This is a genomic window from Sphingobium sp. C100 (assembly GCF_000508185.1).
In the GTDB taxonomy this organism is placed as follows: Bacteria; Pseudomonadota; Alphaproteobacteria; order Sphingomonadales; family Sphingomonadaceae; genus Sphingobium.
In genome coordinates, this window is the sequence record NZ_AYOY01000079.1 from 20,473 (window position 1) to 37,917 (window position 17,445).

The 17,445-nt window shown below is 60.3% G+C and carries 16 protein-coding genes; 6 read left to right on the forward strand and 10 right to left on the reverse strand.

The genetic code is table 11. The features are described 5' to 3' along the window. The first annotated feature begins 4 nt into the window (after positions 1 to 4). From C100_RS31255 to C100_RS31280, 6 genes are all read left to right on the forward strand, one after another. On the forward strand, positions 5 to 1,444 hold the full coding sequence (locus tag C100_RS31255) for an aldehyde dehydrogenase family protein (protein ID WP_008828117.1): 1,440 nt from the start codon (positions 5 to 7) through the stop codon (positions 1,442 to 1,444). Positions 1,445 to 1,463: 19 nt separating this feature from the next. Next, positions 1,464 to 2,918 carry a non-oxidative hydroxyarylic acid decarboxylases subunit C gene (locus C100_RS31260; protein WP_226869789.1) on the forward strand — a complete coding sequence of 485 codons (1,455 nt, stop codon included), beginning with the start codon at positions 1,464 to 1,466 and terminating at the stop codon, positions 2,916 to 2,918. After that, positions 2,915 to 3,139, forward strand: a complete 225-nt coding sequence (locus tag C100_RS31265; protein ID WP_008828115.1) for a non-oxidative hydroxyarylic acid decarboxylases subunit D — start codon at positions 2,915 to 2,917, stop codon at positions 3,137 to 3,139. The genes C100_RS31260 and C100_RS31265 overlap by 4 nt, the downstream gene beginning before the upstream one ends. Continuing rightward, positions 3,096 to 4,619, forward strand: coding sequence for an FAD-binding oxidoreductase (locus C100_RS31270; protein ID WP_235219029.1), 1,524 nt, complete (start codon positions 3,096 to 3,098; stop codon positions 4,617 to 4,619). Before C100_RS31265 ends, C100_RS31270 begins: the two co-directional genes overlap by 44 nt. Positions 4,620 to 4,650: 31 nt before the next feature. Then, the gene (locus C100_RS31275) at positions 4,651 to 5,016 is read left to right on the forward strand and encodes a c-type cytochrome (protein ID WP_008828113.1); all 366 of its coding nucleotides are present in this window, start codon (positions 4,651 to 4,653) and stop codon (positions 5,014 to 5,016) included. A 418-nt stretch (positions 5,017 to 5,434) separates the two neighbouring features. Further along, the gene (locus tag C100_RS31280; RefSeq protein WP_008828112.1) at positions 5,435 to 6,619 is read left to right on the forward strand and encodes an acyl-CoA dehydrogenase; all 1,185 of its coding nucleotides are present in this window, start codon (positions 5,435 to 5,437) and stop codon (positions 6,617 to 6,619) included. 94 nt (positions 6,620 to 6,713) lie between these two features. On the opposite strand, the gene C100_RS31285 is transcribed toward C100_RS31280, so the two are convergent. From C100_RS31285 to C100_RS31330, 10 genes are all read right to left on the reverse strand, one after another. Next, positions 6,714 to 7,889, reverse strand: coding sequence for an acyl-CoA dehydrogenase family protein (locus C100_RS31285; RefSeq protein WP_031308881.1), 1,176 nt, complete (start codon positions 7,887 to 7,889; stop codon positions 6,714 to 6,716). Next, positions 7,876 to 8,751, reverse strand: coding sequence for a MaoC/PaaZ C-terminal domain-containing protein (locus tag C100_RS31290; protein ID WP_037517491.1), 876 nt, complete (start codon positions 8,749 to 8,751; stop codon positions 7,876 to 7,878). Before C100_RS31290 ends, C100_RS31285 begins: the two co-directional genes overlap by 14 nt. 22 nt (positions 8,752 to 8,773) lie before the next feature. Beyond that, positions 8,774 to 9,634 (reverse strand): FAS1-like dehydratase domain-containing protein, encoded by an 861-nt coding sequence (locus C100_RS31295; RefSeq protein ID WP_024018969.1) that lies wholly within the window; start codon positions 9,632 to 9,634, stop codon positions 8,774 to 8,776. After that, on the reverse strand, positions 9,631 to 11,223 hold the full coding sequence (locus C100_RS31300; RefSeq protein ID WP_008828108.1) for an acyl-CoA dehydrogenase family protein: 1,593 nt from the start codon (positions 11,221 to 11,223) through the stop codon (positions 9,631 to 9,633). The genes C100_RS31295 and C100_RS31300 overlap by 4 nt, the downstream gene beginning before the upstream one ends. 2 nt (positions 11,224 to 11,225) lie before the next feature. Further along, the gene (locus C100_RS31305) at positions 11,226 to 12,440 is read right to left on the reverse strand and encodes an acetyl-CoA C-acetyltransferase (protein WP_008828107.1); all 1,215 of its coding nucleotides are present in this window, start codon (positions 12,438 to 12,440) and stop codon (positions 11,226 to 11,228) included. Next, positions 12,437 to 13,651, reverse strand: coding sequence for a CoA transferase (locus tag C100_RS31310; RefSeq protein WP_008828106.1), 1,215 nt, complete (start codon positions 13,649 to 13,651; stop codon positions 12,437 to 12,439). The genes C100_RS31305 and C100_RS31310 overlap by 4 nt, the downstream gene beginning before the upstream one ends. Before the next feature lie 108 nt (positions 13,652 to 13,759). After that, positions 13,760 to 14,929 carry an acyl-CoA dehydrogenase family protein gene (locus C100_RS31315; RefSeq protein ID WP_008828105.1) on the reverse strand — a complete coding sequence of 390 codons (1,170 nt, stop codon included), beginning with the start codon at positions 14,927 to 14,929 and terminating at the stop codon, positions 13,760 to 13,762. Between the two features lie 10 nt (positions 14,930 to 14,939). After that, positions 14,940 to 15,857 (reverse strand): SDR family NAD(P)-dependent oxidoreductase, encoded by a 918-nt coding sequence (locus C100_RS31320; RefSeq protein ID WP_024018971.1) that lies wholly within the window; start codon positions 15,855 to 15,857, stop codon positions 14,940 to 14,942. Between the two features lie 43 nt (positions 15,858 to 15,900). After that, entirely contained in the window at positions 15,901 to 16,428 is a 528-nt protein-coding gene (locus C100_RS31325) for a TIGR02444 family protein (protein WP_229710705.1), read from the reverse strand. A gap of 95 nt (positions 16,429 to 16,523) precedes the next feature. Next, positions 16,524 to 17,441 (reverse strand): alpha/beta fold hydrolase, encoded by a 918-nt coding sequence (locus tag C100_RS31330; RefSeq protein WP_024018972.1) that lies wholly within the window; start codon positions 17,439 to 17,441, stop codon positions 16,524 to 16,526. Between the last annotated feature and the right edge of the window lie 4 nt (positions 17,442 to 17,445).

Genomic DNA, 17,445 nt, shown 5'->3' on the forward strand with positions numbered 1-17,445 from the left:
GACCATGACGCAAATTGAGCACTGGATTGGCGGCACCGCCGTGGCTGCAACGGGCGGGGCCTATTTCGACGATCTCAACCCGGTCGACGATTCGGTCTATTCCCGGGTCCCCGCCGGCACCGCGGAAGACGTGAACCGCGCCGTGGAGAACGCGCATCAGGCCTATCTCCAGCATCGCGATCTGCCCGCCGCAGTGCGCGAAGGGTGGATCGCGAAAGCCGCCGAAATCATGGAGCGCGATACCGCCAAATTCGCCGACGTGCTGGTCGACGAAATCGGTTCGCCGATCGCCAAGGCCGGGTTCGAAACCCGCTTCGCGGTCAGCTTCCTGCGCGCGGCGATCGGCGTGCCGCGCCGGATTCGGGGGGAAACGATCCCTTCGGACACCCCTGGGCGGTTCAGCATGAGCCTGCGCCAGCCGGTCGGTGTGGTCGCCGGGATTACCCCGTTCAACGTGCCGCTGATCAAGGGGATCAAACAGTCGGCCATGGCCCTGGCCACAGGCAACGCCTTCGTGCTGCTACCCTCGGAAGCCGCGCCAATGATCGCCGATCTGCTCGCTAAATTGTGGAAGGAGGCCGGCGTTCCCGACGGCTTGTTCAACGTGGTCTACGGCAATGGCGCGGAGATCGGCGACGTGCTGACCGGCCATCCCAAGGTCGCATCGATAACCTTCACCGGGTCCTCGCGCGTCGGCAAGCACATCGCCGAAATCGCGGCCCGCAACCTCAAGAAGTACACGCTGGAGCTGGGCGGCAAGAGCCCGCTGGTGATCTGCGCCGATGCCGATCTGGACAAGGCGGTCAACGCCGCGCTGTTCAGCATCTTCATGTACCAGGGCCAGGTCTGCATGGGGGCTTCGCGGATCTATGTGGAACAGTCGATCTTCGACCAGTTCGCCAAGGCCTTCGCCGCCGCGACAGGCCGCGCCAAGAGCGGCGACCTGCGCGATCCTACCACCATGCTGGGCCCGATAATTTCCGAACGCCAGCGCGACCGGGTCTGCCGCCACATCGACGATGCCCGGTCCAAGGGCGCAGAACTGCTAGCCGGTGCTGAGTGGAACGGAAACGTATGCTCAGCGACGGTACTGCGCGGCGTTACAGCCGAAATGACCGTGTTCGAGGAAGAGACCTTCGGCCCGGTCACCTCGCTCTTTCCGTTCAACACACTTGAGGAAGTGCTCGAACTCGCCAACAACACCGAATACGGCCTCAGCGCGTCGATCTTCACCCGCGATCTCGACAAGGCTCTGGCCTTTGCCCAACGTGCCGAAGCGGGGATGGTCCACATCAACGCGCCGACCCTTCACGACGAGCCCCACGTCCCGTTCGGCGGAACCAAAGCGTCAGGTTTCGGGCGCGAAGGGACCGAAGCCGATCTCGAGATCATGACCGAATGGAAATGGGTCACGATCCAGTCGGCGACTGAGGGCGGACACTGACAGGCGGGAACGAATGACCATGAACGATCTCCCTAACCGCGCCCGCTCGATCTCGTCGCTGCGCGACTTCCTCGAACTGCTCGAGGATGCCGGCCAGGCGATCACCTGGAGCGATGCGGTGATGCCCGAACCCGGCGTGCGCAACATAGCCGTCGCCGCATCGCGCGATGCCAACGGCGCGCCGGCGATCGTATTCGACAATATCACCGGTTACCCCGGCAAGCGCTTGGCGGTGGGCGTCCATGGTTCGTGGGACAATATCGCCCTGCTGCTGGGCCGACCTAAAGGCACGACCATCCGCGAGCTTTTCTTCGAGATCGCCGGCCGCTGGGGCGATCAGGAAGCGCAAATCAGCTTTGTCCCAGAAGCCCAGGCCCCGGTGCACGAATGCCGGATCGAACAGGACATCAACCTTTACGATGTCCTGCCGGTCTATCGGATCAACGAATATGATGGCGGGTTCTACATCGGCAAGGCCTCGGTCGCCTCGCGCGATCCGCTCGATCCAGACAATTTCGGCAAGCAGAATGTCGGCATCTATCGCCTGCAGATCCAAGGGCCGGACAGCTTCACCCTGATGACGATCCCCTCCCACGACATGGGACGTCAGATCATGGCGGCCGAACGGGAAGGCGTTCCGCTAAAGATTGCGGTCATGCTGGGTAATCATCCCGGCCTTGCGGTGTTTGCTGCCACCCCGATCGGCTACGAGGAATCGGAATATTCCTATGCCTCGGCGATGATGGGCGCGCCAATCCGGCTGACCAAATCGGGCAACGGGATCGACATCCTGGCCGACAGCGAAATCGTGATAGAGGCCGAACTGCAACTGGGTGAACGCGAGCTGGAAGGGCCGTTCGGCGAATTCCCCGGTTCCTACAGCGGCGTGCGCAAGGCGCCGATCTTCAAGGTCACGGCGGTGTCGCACCGGCGCGATCCGATCTTCGAGAACATTTACATCGGGCGCGGCTGGACCGAGCACGATACGCTGATCGGCCTGCACACCTCCGCCCCGATCTATGCCCAGCTGCGCCAGAGCTTCCCCGAAGTCACCGCGGTCAACGCGCTTTACCAGCACGGACTGACCGGGATCATCTCGGTCAAGAACCGCATGGCCGGCTTTGCCAAGACGGTCGCGCTGCGCGCGCTGAGCACGCCGCACGGCGTGATGTACCTCAAGAACCTGATTATGGTCGATGCCGATGTCGATCCGTTCGATCTCAACCAGGTGATGTGGGCGCTTTCGACCCGCACCCGTGCGGACGATATCATCGTGCTGCCCAACATGCCTGCCGTGCCGATCGATCCTTCGGCAGTGGTCCCGGGCAAGGGGCACCGCCTGATCATCGACGCGACCAGCTATCTCCCGCCCGATCCGGTGGGTGAAGCGCACCTTGTCACCCCGCCGACCGGGGACGAGATCGACGCCCTGAGCAAGCGGATCCGCGAAATGCAGCTGGGAGCCCTGTCATGACCACCACCGTCTGCGGGCGCTGCAAATCGAGCGGCGCTGTCACCGATCATCAGGGCAGGCAGGACGGCGCGGTCGTGTGGACGATCCTGCGCTGCCCGACCTGCAACTTTTCCTGGCGCGACAGCGAACCGGCCCGCGCTATCGACCCGGCTGTGCGCTCGGCCGATTTCGCCGTCGATGCCGGCGATCTCCAGCGTTATCCCAAGATTCTCCAGCAATAAGGCTCCCAACGCCATGATCGATCAAGCCCGCCAGACGGCCACGCTCGGCACCCTCGCCCAGGCACTCGGCAAGGCCGCCGTCGATACCAGCCCGCAGACCCTGGCCCGCTATGCTGTCCCAGGGATGGCACCGGCAGGCGTGGTGCTTCCGGCCGATGAAGCCCAGCTCGCCAAGGTGCTGGAAGCTGCGCGCACCAGCGGCGGTGTGGTCCAGACGGTCTGCAACGGCGCCTACGGACTTGAAAAAGCCGTACAGGACAAGGTGATCGTGCTTGACCTGCAGAAGATGAACAAGGTCCTCGAGGTCAATGACGAACTGGCCACCTGCCTTGTCGAACCGGGCGTCACCTTCCGCCAGCTCGATGCCCACATCAAGGAAAAGGGAATTAAGTTGTGGGTCGACTTTCCCGGCAATCCCGATGAAAGCGTGGCCGCCAGTTTCATCAACCGCCGCCCCGGCTACACCCCCTATTCCGATCATTTCCTGATGCAGTGCGGGCTCGAGGTCATGCTGGCTGATGGCAAGATGGTGCGCACCGGCATGGGCGCCATGCCCAAGAGCACCTGCTGGCAGCTGTTCAAGTTCGGCTATGGCCCTTGGGTCGATGGCCTGTTCACCCAGTCCGATTTCGGGGTGGTGACCAAGGTGGGCATGTGGATGATGCCGCAGCCCCCGGCGCACCAGACCTTCATGGTCTCGGTCCCCAAGGAGGACGATCTGGGCGCGTTGTTGGACGTGCTCGGGCCGCTCAAGCTCAACATGGTGGTGGCCAATGGCGTCGCGGTGGGCAATGCGCTCCACGAAGCGGCCCTGCTCGGCAAGCGCCGCGCCGATTTTGAGGGCCAGGGGCCGATGGCGGCAAGCGCGGTCAAGGCCGCTGGTGAGGTGCTCGGACTAGGCTACTGGAACCTTTACGGCTCGCTCTATGGCCTGCCCGGCAACGTCGCGATCCTGTGGGACATGGTCAAGGGCGCGTTCTCGTCGATCAGCGGCGCAAGGGTGATTACCGATGGCAAGGGCATCGATCCCAAGCTGTGGGCCTGGCGGATGGGCACTATGACCGGTGTGGTGGCCGATCCCCCGGCCAGGACAGCAGGCTGGAGCGGCGACATGGCGCTTACGGTCAACCCGGTCAGCCCTGTGGATGGCGAGGAAGCCGTCAAGCTCTATGAACTGTCGCGCGATATCTGTGCCAAAAACGGCTTCGACTTCGTTGGCGAAACCACCGCGATCTGGCGTTCGGCCAACCATCGCCAGGTGCTGCCCCATGCCGCCGGGAAGGGCGAGGATGCGGTACGGGCCAAGACCTGCGCCGAAGCCCTGATCGCCGCGCAGGCCGAGGCCGGCTTCGGCCAGATCCTGACCGACCCCGGGCTGGGGGCGGCGGTTGCCAAGACCTATGAAAAGGGTGGCCGCTCGGCCCTGCATGCGCGGGTCAAGCAGGCGCTTGATCCCAACTCGATCTTTGCCTCGGTCTGAGCCGATGCGTCGCCATGCCTGCGGAGGTAAAATGAATAAGTTCCTCGCCCTTTCGCTTTTCGCTGCACTTGCTGCCTGTTCGTCCGCACAAGGCGAATCAGTGGTGGACGGTGCGGAGAATTATGAGCGTTACTGCGCAGGTTGCCACAACCCCGGCCCGGGCCACGGTGGCACCATGCTGCTGGCCGAAAAAGGTGCTCCGGTGCCTTCGCTCATCGGTCGCAAGGACTTAGATTACGATTACCTACATTCGGTCGTTCGCCAGGGCCTGATCGAAATGCCGCCGTTCCGACCGACCGAATTGTCGGACGCGGAGATCAAGCAGATCTACGATCACATCGTGGCGCAGAAGCTTCCCCCCGCAAAGGCCGAACCCGCCAAAAACAAGGCACTTTGAGGTCAAATCAAGCTGGGCGGAAAAGGTCGACAGGGTTCGTAAGGCTGAAATTGCTAGGGTGCCAACGGAGTATGCGGATAGCTGGTTGCTTTGGTGAGCACGCACCTTGTGTTTGATAGTCGTCATTATCGATAGCTACGGTACACAAGTGATCGCTTAGTTACGCTGTTGTCTGGTTCCGCTCGCCGCACCACAAAAGCGCTTTCGGTCCAGCTTTCCTCGCTGGCCCGGTTGGCCTTGTGCTCGGCAGCGTAGCCTTCCTGGGAATTTCAGCTCGCTACAACCGCATGCGGGTATTTGCGTGGATTGTTTCACTTTCAGTCTTATCGCCCAAATCACAAAACTCGCGGTAACGGTTGAAGAACTCCTCGCCATTACGGGATATGAACTTAATTTCATTATATGACGAGCTGAATGTATGACTGAAATGGCACGCTTTAATTGGAGCGATCCCTTCAACTTTGACGATCAACTGACTGAAGAAGAACGAATGGTGCGTGATGCGGCTCATGGCTTCGCGCAAGGGGAACTTCAGCCCCGGGTCATCAATGCCTTCCGCGAAGAGCTGGATGCAGCAGAGTTGTTTCCACTCATGGGACAAGCCGGCTTGCTTGGAGCGACGATCCCACAGTCTTATGGCGGTGCTGGAGCTGGCTATGTCTCCTACGGCCTGATCGCGCGTGAGATTGAGCGCGTGGATTCGGGCTATCGGTCAATGGCATCGGTGCAAAGCTCGCTCGTCATGTATCCGATTTTTGCTTTCGGCTCGGAAGAACAGCGGTTTAAATATCTGCCTGGCCTAGCCGCAGGCTCGCTGATCGGCTGCTTCGGCCTGACAGAACCTGATGCGGGATCTGATCCTGCGGGCATGCGCACAATCGCGAAGAGGATTGATGGTGGCTATGTCCTTTCCGGCATAAAAACATGGATTTCGAATGCTCCTTTCGCCGACGTCTTTGTTGTCTGGGCAAAGAGCGAAGCACATGATGGGGCCATTTGCGGCTTCGTGCTTGAAAAGGGCCTGAAGGGGCTTTCCGCTCCCAAGATCAAGGGCAAGCTCAGCCTGCGTGCCTCGACCACCGGCATGATCTTGATGGACGAGGTTGAGGTTGACGAAGAAGCCTTGCTCCCCGGGGTCCAGGGTCTCAAGGGCCCCTTCGATTGCCTAAACCGCGCACGCTATGGGATCAGTTGGGGAGCGCTCGGCGCCGCGGAATATTGCATGCACGCAGCCCGCCAATATGGACTTGATCGGCACCAGTTTGGAAAGCCGCTTGCCGCCAACCAACTTTATCAAAAGAAGCTCGCCGATATGCAAACGGACATTGCGCTAGGGTTGCAAGCCTCATTGCGTGTCGGCCGCCTAATGGACGAAGGCAGGTTCGCGCCGGAGATGGTCTCTCTCGTCAAGCGTAACAATGTCGGAAAATCGCTTGATATTGCGCGCCATGCCCGAGACATGCACGGCGGTAATGGCATCAGCGATGAATATCAAGTCATGCGGCACATGGTGAATCTGGAAACCGTCAACACCTATGAAGGCGCGCACGATGTACACGCGCTCATCCTTGGTCGAGCACTCACTGGCATTGCCGCATTCTAGGGTAGGCCACCTTTCTTCTTCAGTGTTGCGCTGCCTGGTCGCAGCAACAGTCGTTGTGTCGAGTGAGCGGAAACGACGGAGCGTGGTGGCCGCCTCAATAGCTTCGCGGTAGTTTCAGGACATGCTCTGCGATGAATGACAATATGAGATTGGTCGAAACAGGTGCCACCTGATAAAGGCGGGCCTCTCGAAATTTCCGTTCGATGTCGTATTCCTCAGCAAAGCCATATCCGCCATATGTCTGGATGCAGGCGTTGCCCGCTTCGACTGCTACGTCCGCGGCAAGCATTTTTGCCATGTTCGCCTCGGGTCCATGTTCAAGCCCCGCTTCGTAAAGGCGCGCGGCCTCATGGACCATGAGCTCGGCAGCGCGCATATTTGCGTGGGCTCGCGCGATCGGAAAAGAGACGCCCTGGTTCATGCCAATGGGGCGATCGAACACCACCCGTTGATTGGCATAAGCAATGGATTTTCGGGTGAACCATTTCGCATCACCGACGCATTCGGCAGCAATAAGAACTCTTTCCGCATTCATGCCCGAAAGGATGCAATGAAAGCCCTTGCCTTCTTTGCCTAAGAGATTGGCGACCGGGATGCGCATCCTGTCGAAGAAAAGTTCCGTCGTGGCATGGTTCATCATGGTGCGGATAGGCCGGATCGTTAGCGAACCCGCGGTGCGAGCCTGGTTCATATCGACGATGAATATGGAAAGACCGTCGGTTTTCTTCGTCACTTGATCGCGCGGCGAAGTCCTCGCTAGCAGCAGCATGAGATCGCTGTGTTCGGCGCGACTGGTCCAGATTTTCTGGCCGCTCACCACGAAATAGTCCCCATCGCGAACTGCCGTCGTCCTTAACGCAGTGGTATCGGAGCCGCTTCCCGGCTCGGTTACGCCGAAAGCCTGCAAGCGCAGTGCGCCGCTTGCGATCGCGGGCAGATAAAGGCGCTTTTGCTCATCCGATCCATGTCTAAGGATGATGGCCATGTTATACATCTGGGCATGGCATGCCGCTCCGTTGCAACCCATCGCTTGAATCGTCTCAAGGATGGCAACTGCAGCCGAAAGGCCCAGACCTGATCCGCCATATTCCTCGGGTATAAGTACCGAAAGATAGCCAGCGCTCGTCAACGCATCGACAAAAGAAGTCGGATATTCGCGATCAGCGTCGAGCTTGCGCCAATATTCACCCGGGAACTTTTCACAAAGCCGGCGCACACCGTCGCGGATTTCGTGAAAGTGTTGAGGTTCGAAAGGACTAAGAAACTGCATCGCCCTCATCCGGAGAGATTGTGAAAAACCCTTGATCTGCAACGATGACGTCGCGCTCGAGCACCGATGCCCGAAAAGCGCCGTTATTCCAGATTTCGGTTCTGATGGTTTCACCAGGGAACACCGGTGCGGCGAAACGCAGTTGCACTGCGCGCAGGCGCTCGGTCTGGTAGCCGAGCCGCCCGCGGAGGATGGCGTGAACGATGATGCCCATCGTGCCCAGGCCGTGCAATATCGGCATCCTGTACCCGGCGCGCGCCGCGATTGCTGGATCGCTGTGCAGCGGGTTGAGATCTCCATTTAGACGATAGATCAGGGCCTGTTCGGGACCGGTCGTCAGGTCAATGACAAGAGCGGCATTGCCTTCCGCCACGGGTACCGGCGAACTTCGCGGAGCTTCGCCTTCCCCTCCGAACCCGCCGCCGCCGCGAATGAAGATCGTACGTTCAAGACAGGCAAAGCAGGTGCCGCAATCATCGCGGATATTGGTTTCGGTGAATATCAACGCGGCCTTGCCCACGCCTTTGTCGACAATGTGGGTGACGCGGGTTGTGCTTTCGACTTCGCCAGTTGCCGGAACCGGGCCAAGCAGTACCATGGATTGACCGGCATGCAGGACGGAAACCGGATCCACACCGGAATCAGGGTGCCCCAGCCAGAACCCGGGACTCGCGAGAACGAGCGCCATGCCGGGCATGGCAACCGGTCCACGAAGGGGATCCACGAATGGCAGCTGCGCGAGGTCGGTAGGATCTCGCCCCATCCCGATCGATAAGGCGTAAAATGCAGCATCGCGTGGAGTGACGGTCTGACGAACCGCAGGAATACGAAAGTTGAGCAATTTTTGCGGATCGATTGTCACTTTCAATTTCCCTGGAAGGTGGTCAAAGGGTGGCGCTGGCAACCATGATCGGACGGCCGTCGCGCGCATGGGCGACGAACTGAACACTATTACCGTTCGCGCGAAGCGCCAAATGCAGTTCCTCGCCGCAGATCGCGGCAGACACCGCTCGGCAATCGAAGCACCGAAGCGCATTGTCGCCGAAGTGCTGCTGGGCGAGTTCCAGCAGCAGTGTCGCCGTCAACGGACCGTGAACGACGAGGCCGCGATACCCCTCGATTTCGCAGGTGTAGGCCCGATCATAATGAATCCGGTGACTGTTGAAGGTCAGCGCCGAAAATCGGAACAGCAAGGCTTCCGAGGGGACCAGCGCGCGGTGCGCAACCCATCGAGATCCGTCGAAGGTCATGTCAGGCGGCCGCGGCAGCTCTGCGGGCCCCAAAGGCATGGGATCCCGATAAACGATCGCTTGGGTTTCGCGAACGAAGATTTCGCCTTTGCAGTGGATTTCCTGTGCCATCTCGACAAAAACAAGCTTGCCGGTCGCGCCTTGCTTTTCGGCGATGGAATTGATCCGCGATCTGCGCTGCACCTTCTGGCCGATGAGCAACGGCGAAAGAAATTCGATCCTGCTCGATGCCCACATCCGGCGCGACTGAGGAAGTGGTGGCATGAAGCTGCTTTCGCCGCCGCGCACCGGATGTCCATCCACGCTCAATGCGGCTGTTGGCGCGTCTGGCAGGCAAAGGCACCAATGATAGCCTTGCGGCACGCTGCCATCTGCCGGCGCAACGCGGTCGAAAGTCGCCAGCCACCGTCGTGCGGCAGCGGGTTCCAGATAGTCGTGACGCAATTCTTCACGACCAATCCAGCTTTGCCATTGTACGTACGGCTGGGTGGTCATATATCATCCCCGGTCAGGCCGCGGGCAATCACCTGAGCCTGAATTTCCGCAGCGCCCTCGAAAATGTTGAGGATGCGCGCATCGCAAAGGATGCGACTGATCTCGTATTCAAGGGCATAACCATTGCCGCCGTGGATCTGCAGCGCAGCGTCGGCGTTCGACCAGGCGGCGCGAGCGGCAAGCAACTTTGCCATGCCGGCCTCAATATCGCAGCGCTTGTCCGAATCCCTGGCTCGCGCGGCAGCATAGCAGAGTTCACGCGCCATCACAAAATCGACAAGGCTCATCGCCAGCTTGTCCGACACGCGCGGAAACCCGACGATGGCCCTGCCGAATTGCTTGCGAACCAAGGCATAGTCGAGGCCCAGTTCGATGGCCCGCCGCGCGACGCCGATAGCCCGCGCGGCGGTCTGGATGCGTGCGCCCTCGAAGGTACGCATGAGCTGCTTGAACCCTTTCCCCTCCTCGCCGCCCAGCAGGGCGTCTGCCGGCGCGGTCATGGCATCGAACTGCAGGGCATATTCGCGCATCCCGCGATAACCGGGGACCTCGATCTCGCTTCCGGTCATGCCAGGGGCTGGGAAACCGTCATCGCTCGTGCCCCGAGGCTTGGGCACCAGCAACATCGACAGCCCGGCGTAACCCCTGGCTTCAGGTAATGTTCGCACCAGCATCGTCATCAGATCTGATCGGCTGGCATGGGTAATCCAGTTTTTCGCCCCGTTGATGACCCAGTGATCGCCGTCGTGCCGTGCGCGGGTTTGAATGGAGCCAAGATCCGATCCGGTGTCGGGTTCGGTGAAGGCTGCTGACGGCAAAACCTCGCCGCTTGCGATCCTGGGCAACCACCAGGCCTTTTGCGCTTCGGTGCCGTTCAAGCCGATCAGTTCGCCGGCGATTTCCGACCGCGTGCCAAGCGAGCCCGCGCCAATCCAGCCCCGCGACAATTCCTCGGTTATGATGCACATCTTTAGCTTACCGAGGCCAAGTCCCCCATAGATTTCGGGTATGCAGACTCCGAATGTACCGAGATCGGCCATGGCCTGAATCACTGCCTCGGGGATCAGATCATTCGCCAGATGCCATCCGTGAGCCTGGGGCACGATGACAGCATTGGTGAAGCGACGGTATTGCTCGCGGATCGTGTCGGCTTCGGCATCATCGAGCGACTCGCTTGGCCATTGCCCCTGGGCCAGGGCTGCAGCCACTTCGCCTCTGGTTGCAGCATAGTCCACATCGAGTAGGTCCACGCACCGGTCGAAAAGCGTGCGGGCAGCGCTGCCAAGTCCGAGGTCGCCGGGGCGGAAGATTTCGTTCTGGCCCATCGGCAGGCCGCCACCGATCTGGCCAATGCATTCAGCGAAGGCCAGAGTGGCGATCCTGGCGTCAAAGTCATTCTTGCTGCCCCTGGCTTCGGACCATTCGAGCACCGCTTCAAGCGCAGCCACAAGCGTGGCCACCCAGGCATAACCGTGCGCGGCCCGCTGCTCCTCATCAATCCTTCCGGACACCAAGCGCGCGCCCAACGCTGCCTTGACCGAGTCGCGATAGTCTCTCGCGGCGTTCAGGGCCTGGCGCAGATCAGCCACCTTCAGGCCGCGCGCTCGAAGATTGCGGCGATGCCTTGTCCGCCGCCGATGCACATCGTCTCAAGACCGTAGCGGCCTTTCGTGCGCACAAGTTCGCGGGTAAGGTTGGCAAGAATACGACCACCGGTTGCACCGATCGGGTGGCCAAGCGATATACCCGAACCATTGACATTGAGGATTTCGTTCCGGCCGTCGTCATCCGACCAGCCCCATCCTTTCAGAACCGCCAGGACTTGCGGTGCGAAGGCTTCGTTCAGCTCAACCAGATCAATATCGCCCCAGCCAAGGCCGCTGCGGGCGAACAAGCGTTGCACTGCAGGAACGGGACCAATTCCCATACGACTGGGATCACAGCCCGCCGCGGCCGAGCTATGATAAAAGGCGATCGGTTCCACCCCCAGTTCGTCGAGTTTGTCTTCGGCCACCACAAGGCAAGCGGCAGCGGCGTCGTTCTGCTGACTGGCGTTGCCAGCGGTTACGACGCCGCCCTCAATCGCCTTCAGCGCGCCGAGCGAAGCCATCGTCGCGTCGCCGCGATAACCTTCATCGTGTGCGAAGATGGCAGGCGCGCCCTTTCTTTGCGGCACCACAACCGGCACGATTTCGTCGTCGAACATTCCATTCGCCCAGGCGGCCGCGGCCCGCTGGTGGCTGCGCACGGCATAGGCATCTGCCTGTTCCCGGCTGATGTCATAATCCCTGGCAAGATTTTCGGCCGTTTCGATCATGCCGGAGATAACACCAAAACGCTCCGTCGGCTGAGACATAAGGCGTCCGCGCGTCAACCTGTCGTGAAGGGTGATACTGCCGGAACGTTTGCCCCCGCGAAGGTCGGTTGAATAATGTTCGACGTTGGACATTGATTCGACCCCGCCGGCGACAACAACGTCGGACATCCCCGTCTGCACCATCATCGCGGCGTTGACGATCGCCTGTAGCCCCGAACCGCAGCGCCGGTCGAGCTGATAGCCGGGGACTTCAAGCGGCAGGTCGGCAGCCAGCCATGACCAGTGGCCGATGGCCGGCGCCTCGCCGTTGCCATATCCCTGACTGAACACGACATCGTCGACCCGGGCGGGATCGATCTTCGTGCGCTCGATCAGGGCCTTGAGGATGACTGCGCCAAGCTCGCCTGCAGTCATCGGCGAAAGAGAGCCGCCAAACTTGCCCACCGCAGTGCGGATCGGCATGACAATGGCTGCGCGACGAAGGGTCATTTCGGGTCTCCACTCGCCATGTTGCCCACAATACCTGCGTCGATCAGGCGGGCGATTTCGGCGGCAGGCAGCGAGAGCAGATCCGCCAGGACTTCTTCGGTATGCTGGCCATTGCACGGCGCGGGACAAGGATCCCGACGGTGCATTTGGGGAACGGTGGCGAATGTGCCCGCGGCGGGATAGTCGAAGCCGCTGGGATTTGGCACCATCCCGAAAATCGGATTGTTCGCTACCAGCGCTGGATCGTGAACCGCATCAAGCATCCTGCGATAGGGCGAAAAGACGATTCCCCCCGCATCGAAGGCAGTAGACAGATCGGCGTAATCACGCGACCGGATCGCCCGTTCAAACAAGGGATAGAGCATGTCACGCAAGGTATATCGGAGGCCGTCATCCTGTTCGAAAGAAACACCGCGCTCTTGTTCGATGGCCGCAACATCTTCGGAAAGGCCCAGCGCCCCCAGCAAATGGGCCCACTGGCGATGCGTGGCAACGACAATCATTGTCCGCACCCCGTCGCGCGTGGTGAAGTCGCGACCGAACAAACCATAAACTGCATTGCCAAGGCGCGGACGATCCCGGCCCGTATAGAGCATTTCTGCAAGTCCACCGAGGTTGGCGACCGTGCCAATCGCCACGTCTGACAACGGCAGCCGGATCTCGCATCCTTCGCCACTGGTGCTTCGCCACTGCATCGCGGCAAGCATGGCGAATGCTCCGTATGCGCCGGAAATGAGATCCCATGCGGGCAGGACATGATTGACCGGATCGGGGCCCGTTCCAGTCAGCATAGGGTATCCCACGGCATTGTTTATGGTGTAATCGAGCGCGGGCGAGCCATCGGCCCATCCCATTATCCGCAAGGTGACAAGATCCGGACACCCCTGCGCGAGGAGGGCATGGGACAGGAAACCATCCACCGGAAAATTGGTGATGAACTGGCCGGTTGCCCTCACGAGTTCCTGCACTATTTCACGCCCCTCAGGCCTGCGAAGATCAACCGCGACTGACTTTTTTGCACGATTGAGATTCTCCCAATAGAGCGAATCATTCGCCGCCGTCACAGGCCAGCGCCGGTAATCGGGGCCGCCGCCAATCTGGTCGACGCGTATCACCTGTGCGCCAAATTGCGCGCAATAAAGGCCCGCCGTGGGAGAGGCGACGAATGACGATGCCTCAATGATCGATAGGCCATCGAGAAAATTATACATGGCGTTTGATCCGGCCCGCAGGCGAATTGGCCATGCGCCAGGGCGGGGCGGAATGAACCCCCTGGCCGCCCATGGTGCAGCCTGCGGATGAAGTGCAACCCACGAAGGTCAATTCGCCGCCGCAAATTCACGCAGCATGTGCTTAGCGATCTGGAGTTGCAGGATCTGGGTCGTGCCTTCATAAATCCGATATATGCGCGCATCGCGGAAGAAACGTTCGGCATCGTATTCGGCAAGATAGCCGGCACCGCCGTGGATCTGGACGCAGGCATCCACCACGCGGCCGCACATTTCTGTCGCGAAAACCTTGAACGCCGCTGCTTTGCGCAAGATGTTCTCGCCTGCGTCGGCGCGCCGAGTGACATCGTCCATCATGCATTCGGCGGCATAGATTTCGATCTCGCTCTGGGCGAGCATCTGCTGGATCAACTGGAAGTTGGCAATCGGCTCGCCGAATGCCTTGCGCTCGGTCGCGTATCGGATGGCGCTATCCAGCGCCCGGCGGGCATAAGCGGTCGCTGCGGCGCCCACCGACATCCTGCCGTTGTCGAGGCTCATCATCGCGAATGCGAAGCCCTTGCCAAGTTCGCCGCCGAGCAGAGCCTCGCTGCCAACGTGGACATCTTCCAGCCCGATATCGGCGATATGGCTACCCGACTGGCCCATCTTCCTGTCCGACTTGCAGATCGTCACGCCGGGTATGTCAAGCGGGACGATGAATGCCGATATATGGGCGTTTTTGGGCAGATTTTCCATGGCCGTCCGCGCCATGATCAGTCCAACCTTCGCAAAGGGCGAGTTGGTAATATATCGCTTGGTGCCATTGAGAAGCCAGCCGTCGCCGGTCGGCACCGCAGTCGTCTGCAGACCCGCCGCATCTGATCCCGAACCCGGTTCGGTCAGGCCGAAAGCGGCGATTTCACCCGCGGCAATGCGCGGCAGCCATGCAGCCTTCTGCGCTTCTGTTCCACCATTCTTGAGGGCTGAGGCGAACATGCCGACATTGATCGAGATGATCGAGCGGAATGCCGGCATCGCATAACTTAGCGTGTGCATGGTGCGGATATACTGGCTGATGTTCATGCCGGCGCCGCCATGCTCTTCCGGTATGGTCAATCCAAACAGACCCATGTCGCGCATCGCTTCGAGGACGTTTTCGGGGATGAGGTCGGTTTCAATAATTTTGCGCTCGACAGGAATGAGCCGGTCGCGCACGAAGCGTTCAAGCTGTATCAAGAATTGTTCGAAGACTTCTGCATCCATGCCGGCGTTGCTCATCGGTTACCTGTCAGATTGGATCATAAGGAAAGACATGCGCCGAGACTTCATCGGCGCGCGCGAAGCTGCTGCGAAACGAAGGTACAAGCTCGTGGGCAATTGCCTCCGGCGTCCAGCCTTCGACCTTGGTCATCGACCGGATCGGCCGGGGCTTGCAAAACAGGGCGATTTCATTCTTGCGAACCGCGAAAATCTGGTTGGTCACGTCCTTGGATAGGTCGGATGCCAGATAGGCAACCAACGGCGCGATCTTGTCTGCCGACATGGATTGCAACCGTTGGACACGTTCGTGTTCGGCAGGCGTTGTCGCGGGAATTGACGAGGTCATGCGGCTCCACGCAAAAGGCGCGATGCAGTTCGAGCGGACGCCAACTCGCGCCATGTCGAGCGCGATAGACTGCGAAAGCGCGACGACGGCCAACTTTGCCGCCGAATAGTTCGCCTGCCCGATGTTGCCGATCAGACCGCTCGTCGAAGTGAAATGAACGAAACTGCCCGCCTTCTGTTCACGAAAATAGGGCGTGGCGGCCTTGGAAACGTTGAAGACACCAGTAAGATTGACCGCGATGACGCTGGTCCAGTCCGCGTGACTCATCTTGTGCCAGATGCTGTCTCGCAAGATGCCTGCATTGTTCACGACCGCATCGATTCGGCCAAATTTCCGTACCGCATCCTCGATAATGCTCTGCGCCTCCGCCGGATCTGCAACATTACCGAAGTTGGCCGCCGCTTTGCCCCCGGCACCGATGATGTCGTTAGCGGTGTTCTGAGCGAATGCGGTATCGCCGCCGTTGCCCGCCTGCGCCACGCCAGGATCGTTGACGATAATTGCCGCCCCCTGCGCGGCGCAATACAACGCCAGTTGGCGACCTATTCCGCGCCCGGCACCAGTGATCGCGACAACTGATCCATCCAGGCACCGATCCATATCCCGTTCCTCAAATGCAATTAGCCCGACAGGCAGGACTGGCTCAATGCCAGGCTCTGGCAACAAGCTCACCCAGTTCCTCTGCCACTCCGCCAGATGTGCTCGCCAAGGTACAATAGTTGGCAAAGCTTGCCTGGACTGCTGCTTCGGACGACTCGGCACGGGTCAACTGGTCCAGGTCCAGCCCAGCGAGCATTTGGGACTGGACCAGACGTTCACCATGCAACTCTGCCGTCTTCAGCGCCGCATAGGCTGCGGCGTTAATTTCCGACTCAGGCGTACATTGGCACCACTGCTTCATCCAGCGCCGCACCGAACGGACCGGTTGCACGAAGCGTTCATTCGCAGTTGCTGCCGAGTGCTGCGCGGCCTCGATGTCCGAAACAGCGAGAATGGTGCAACGCGCCCCTGCCAACCAAAGGCAAAGCAACACCGTGTTGACGTCACACCCATGCTGATCCTGCAAGGCAAGGCAGGAAGCTGCCACGCCCGGCTTGGCATAAATGTGTAAGGAATAGTCCCATAACGCCGCCGCGTGCTGCTCCACCTGAATTGAAGCTTCATCACCCACTGGCGGCACGGCCGGGCCTTGGTCCGACCGTGCCGAAGTACCCAATCGCGGACCTTGGTGAAAATGCTGACCAGACATGCAACGAGGCCAACCGCCTAGAACGTGCGGGCGCCGAAATGGATTTCCATCATCGGACGCATGACATCCCACCGTTCCAGCTGCGACCAGTGGCCCGAACGGTCGAGAACGTACAGTTCGGCATGCTTGAGATGCTGGATCAGGTATAGGCTGGTGTCGAGCGGCACCACCCGGTCCTGACGGCCATGGAAGATCAGCACTTCGTGCGGCATTTTGCCCAGCAGTTCGGGCGGCATGTTGAGCGTCTCAATGCCGTTCTTCATCGAATCGATCATCTTGACCGCGGTCTTCATGATTCCCGGATCGGTGGCGATCTTGTAACGGTTCTCGACGATTTCCTCCATGCCTTCGAACTTCTCGGCATCGTAGGCGAAGCTGTGCATCACCTGGCGATAGCGGGCATATCGTGGGTCGGAATAGAACGAGAGCAGGCGGATCAGTTCCGGGGTGCGCGGGCCGGGGGCTCCGATCGAACCCATCAGCACCACCTTGTCGATTGTGTCGGGCTCCTCGCTCATCATTTGCAGGGTCAGCGCGCCGCCCATCGAATTGCCTACAACGTGGGCCTTCTTCACACCGAGCGCCTCAAGCAGGCCAAAGCACTGGTCGACCCGGGTGCCGATCCAGCCCATCACGCTGTCAGGCCACGGATCGGGAATCACCGACTGGCCGAAACCGATCAGGTCGGGCGCGATCACGAAGAAGTTTTCGGCGAGGTCCGGCATCAGGTGATACCAGTTGGATGCGGCATGTGCGCCCGGACCCGCACCGTGAAGCAGCAGAATTGCCGGCTTGGACGGATCGCCCGCCAAGAGGGTGTGCGAGGTCAAGCCGCGGCCCGTGATCTTTTCTTCCCTGATAACCCCTTCAGCAGCCATGACATTCTCCCATGTGATCCTGACGATATATTCGCGCGACTCCTTGCCGGAGTTCACAGTC

Coding starts and splice junctions, on each gene's coding strand:
- C100_RS31320 (WP_024018971.1), bottom strand. CDS start 15,857: ATGGATCGGTGCCTGGATGGATCAGTTGTCGCGATCACTGGTGCCGGG.
- C100_RS31315 (WP_008828105.1), bottom strand. CDS start 14,929: ATGAGCAACGCCGGCATGGATGCAGAAGTCTTCGAACAATTCTTGATA.
- C100_RS31270 (WP_235219029.1), top strand. CDS start 3,096: ATGCCGGCGATCTCCAGCGTTATCCCAAGATTCTCCAGCAATAAGGCT.
- C100_RS31260 (WP_226869789.1), top strand. CDS start 1,464: ATGAACGATCTCCCTAACCGCGCCCGCTCGATCTCGTCGCTGCGCGAC.
- C100_RS31255 (WP_008828117.1), top strand. CDS start 5: ATGACGCAAATTGAGCACTGGATTGGCGGCACCGCCGTGGCTGCAACG.
- C100_RS31295 (WP_024018969.1), bottom strand. CDS start 9,634: ATGACCACCCAGCCGTACGTACAATGGCAAAGCTGGATTGGTCGTGAA.
- C100_RS31280 (WP_008828112.1), top strand. CDS start 5,435: ATGACTGAAATGGCACGCTTTAATTGGAGCGATCCCTTCAACTTTGAC.
- C100_RS31275 (WP_008828113.1), top strand. CDS start 4,651: ATGAATAAGTTCCTCGCCCTTTCGCTTTTCGCTGCACTTGCTGCCTGT.
- C100_RS31265 (WP_008828115.1), top strand. CDS start 2,915: ATGACCACCACCGTCTGCGGGCGCTGCAAATCGAGCGGCGCTGTCACC.
- C100_RS31285 (WP_031308881.1), bottom strand. CDS start 7,889: ATGCAGTTTCTTAGTCCTTTCGAACCTCAACACTTTCACGAAATCCGC.
- C100_RS31305 (WP_008828107.1), bottom strand. CDS start 12,440: ATGACCCTTCGTCGCGCAGCCATTGTCATGCCGATCCGCACTGCGGTG.
- C100_RS31310 (WP_008828106.1), bottom strand. CDS start 13,651: ATGTATAATTTTCTCGATGGCCTATCGATCATTGAGGCATCGTCATTC.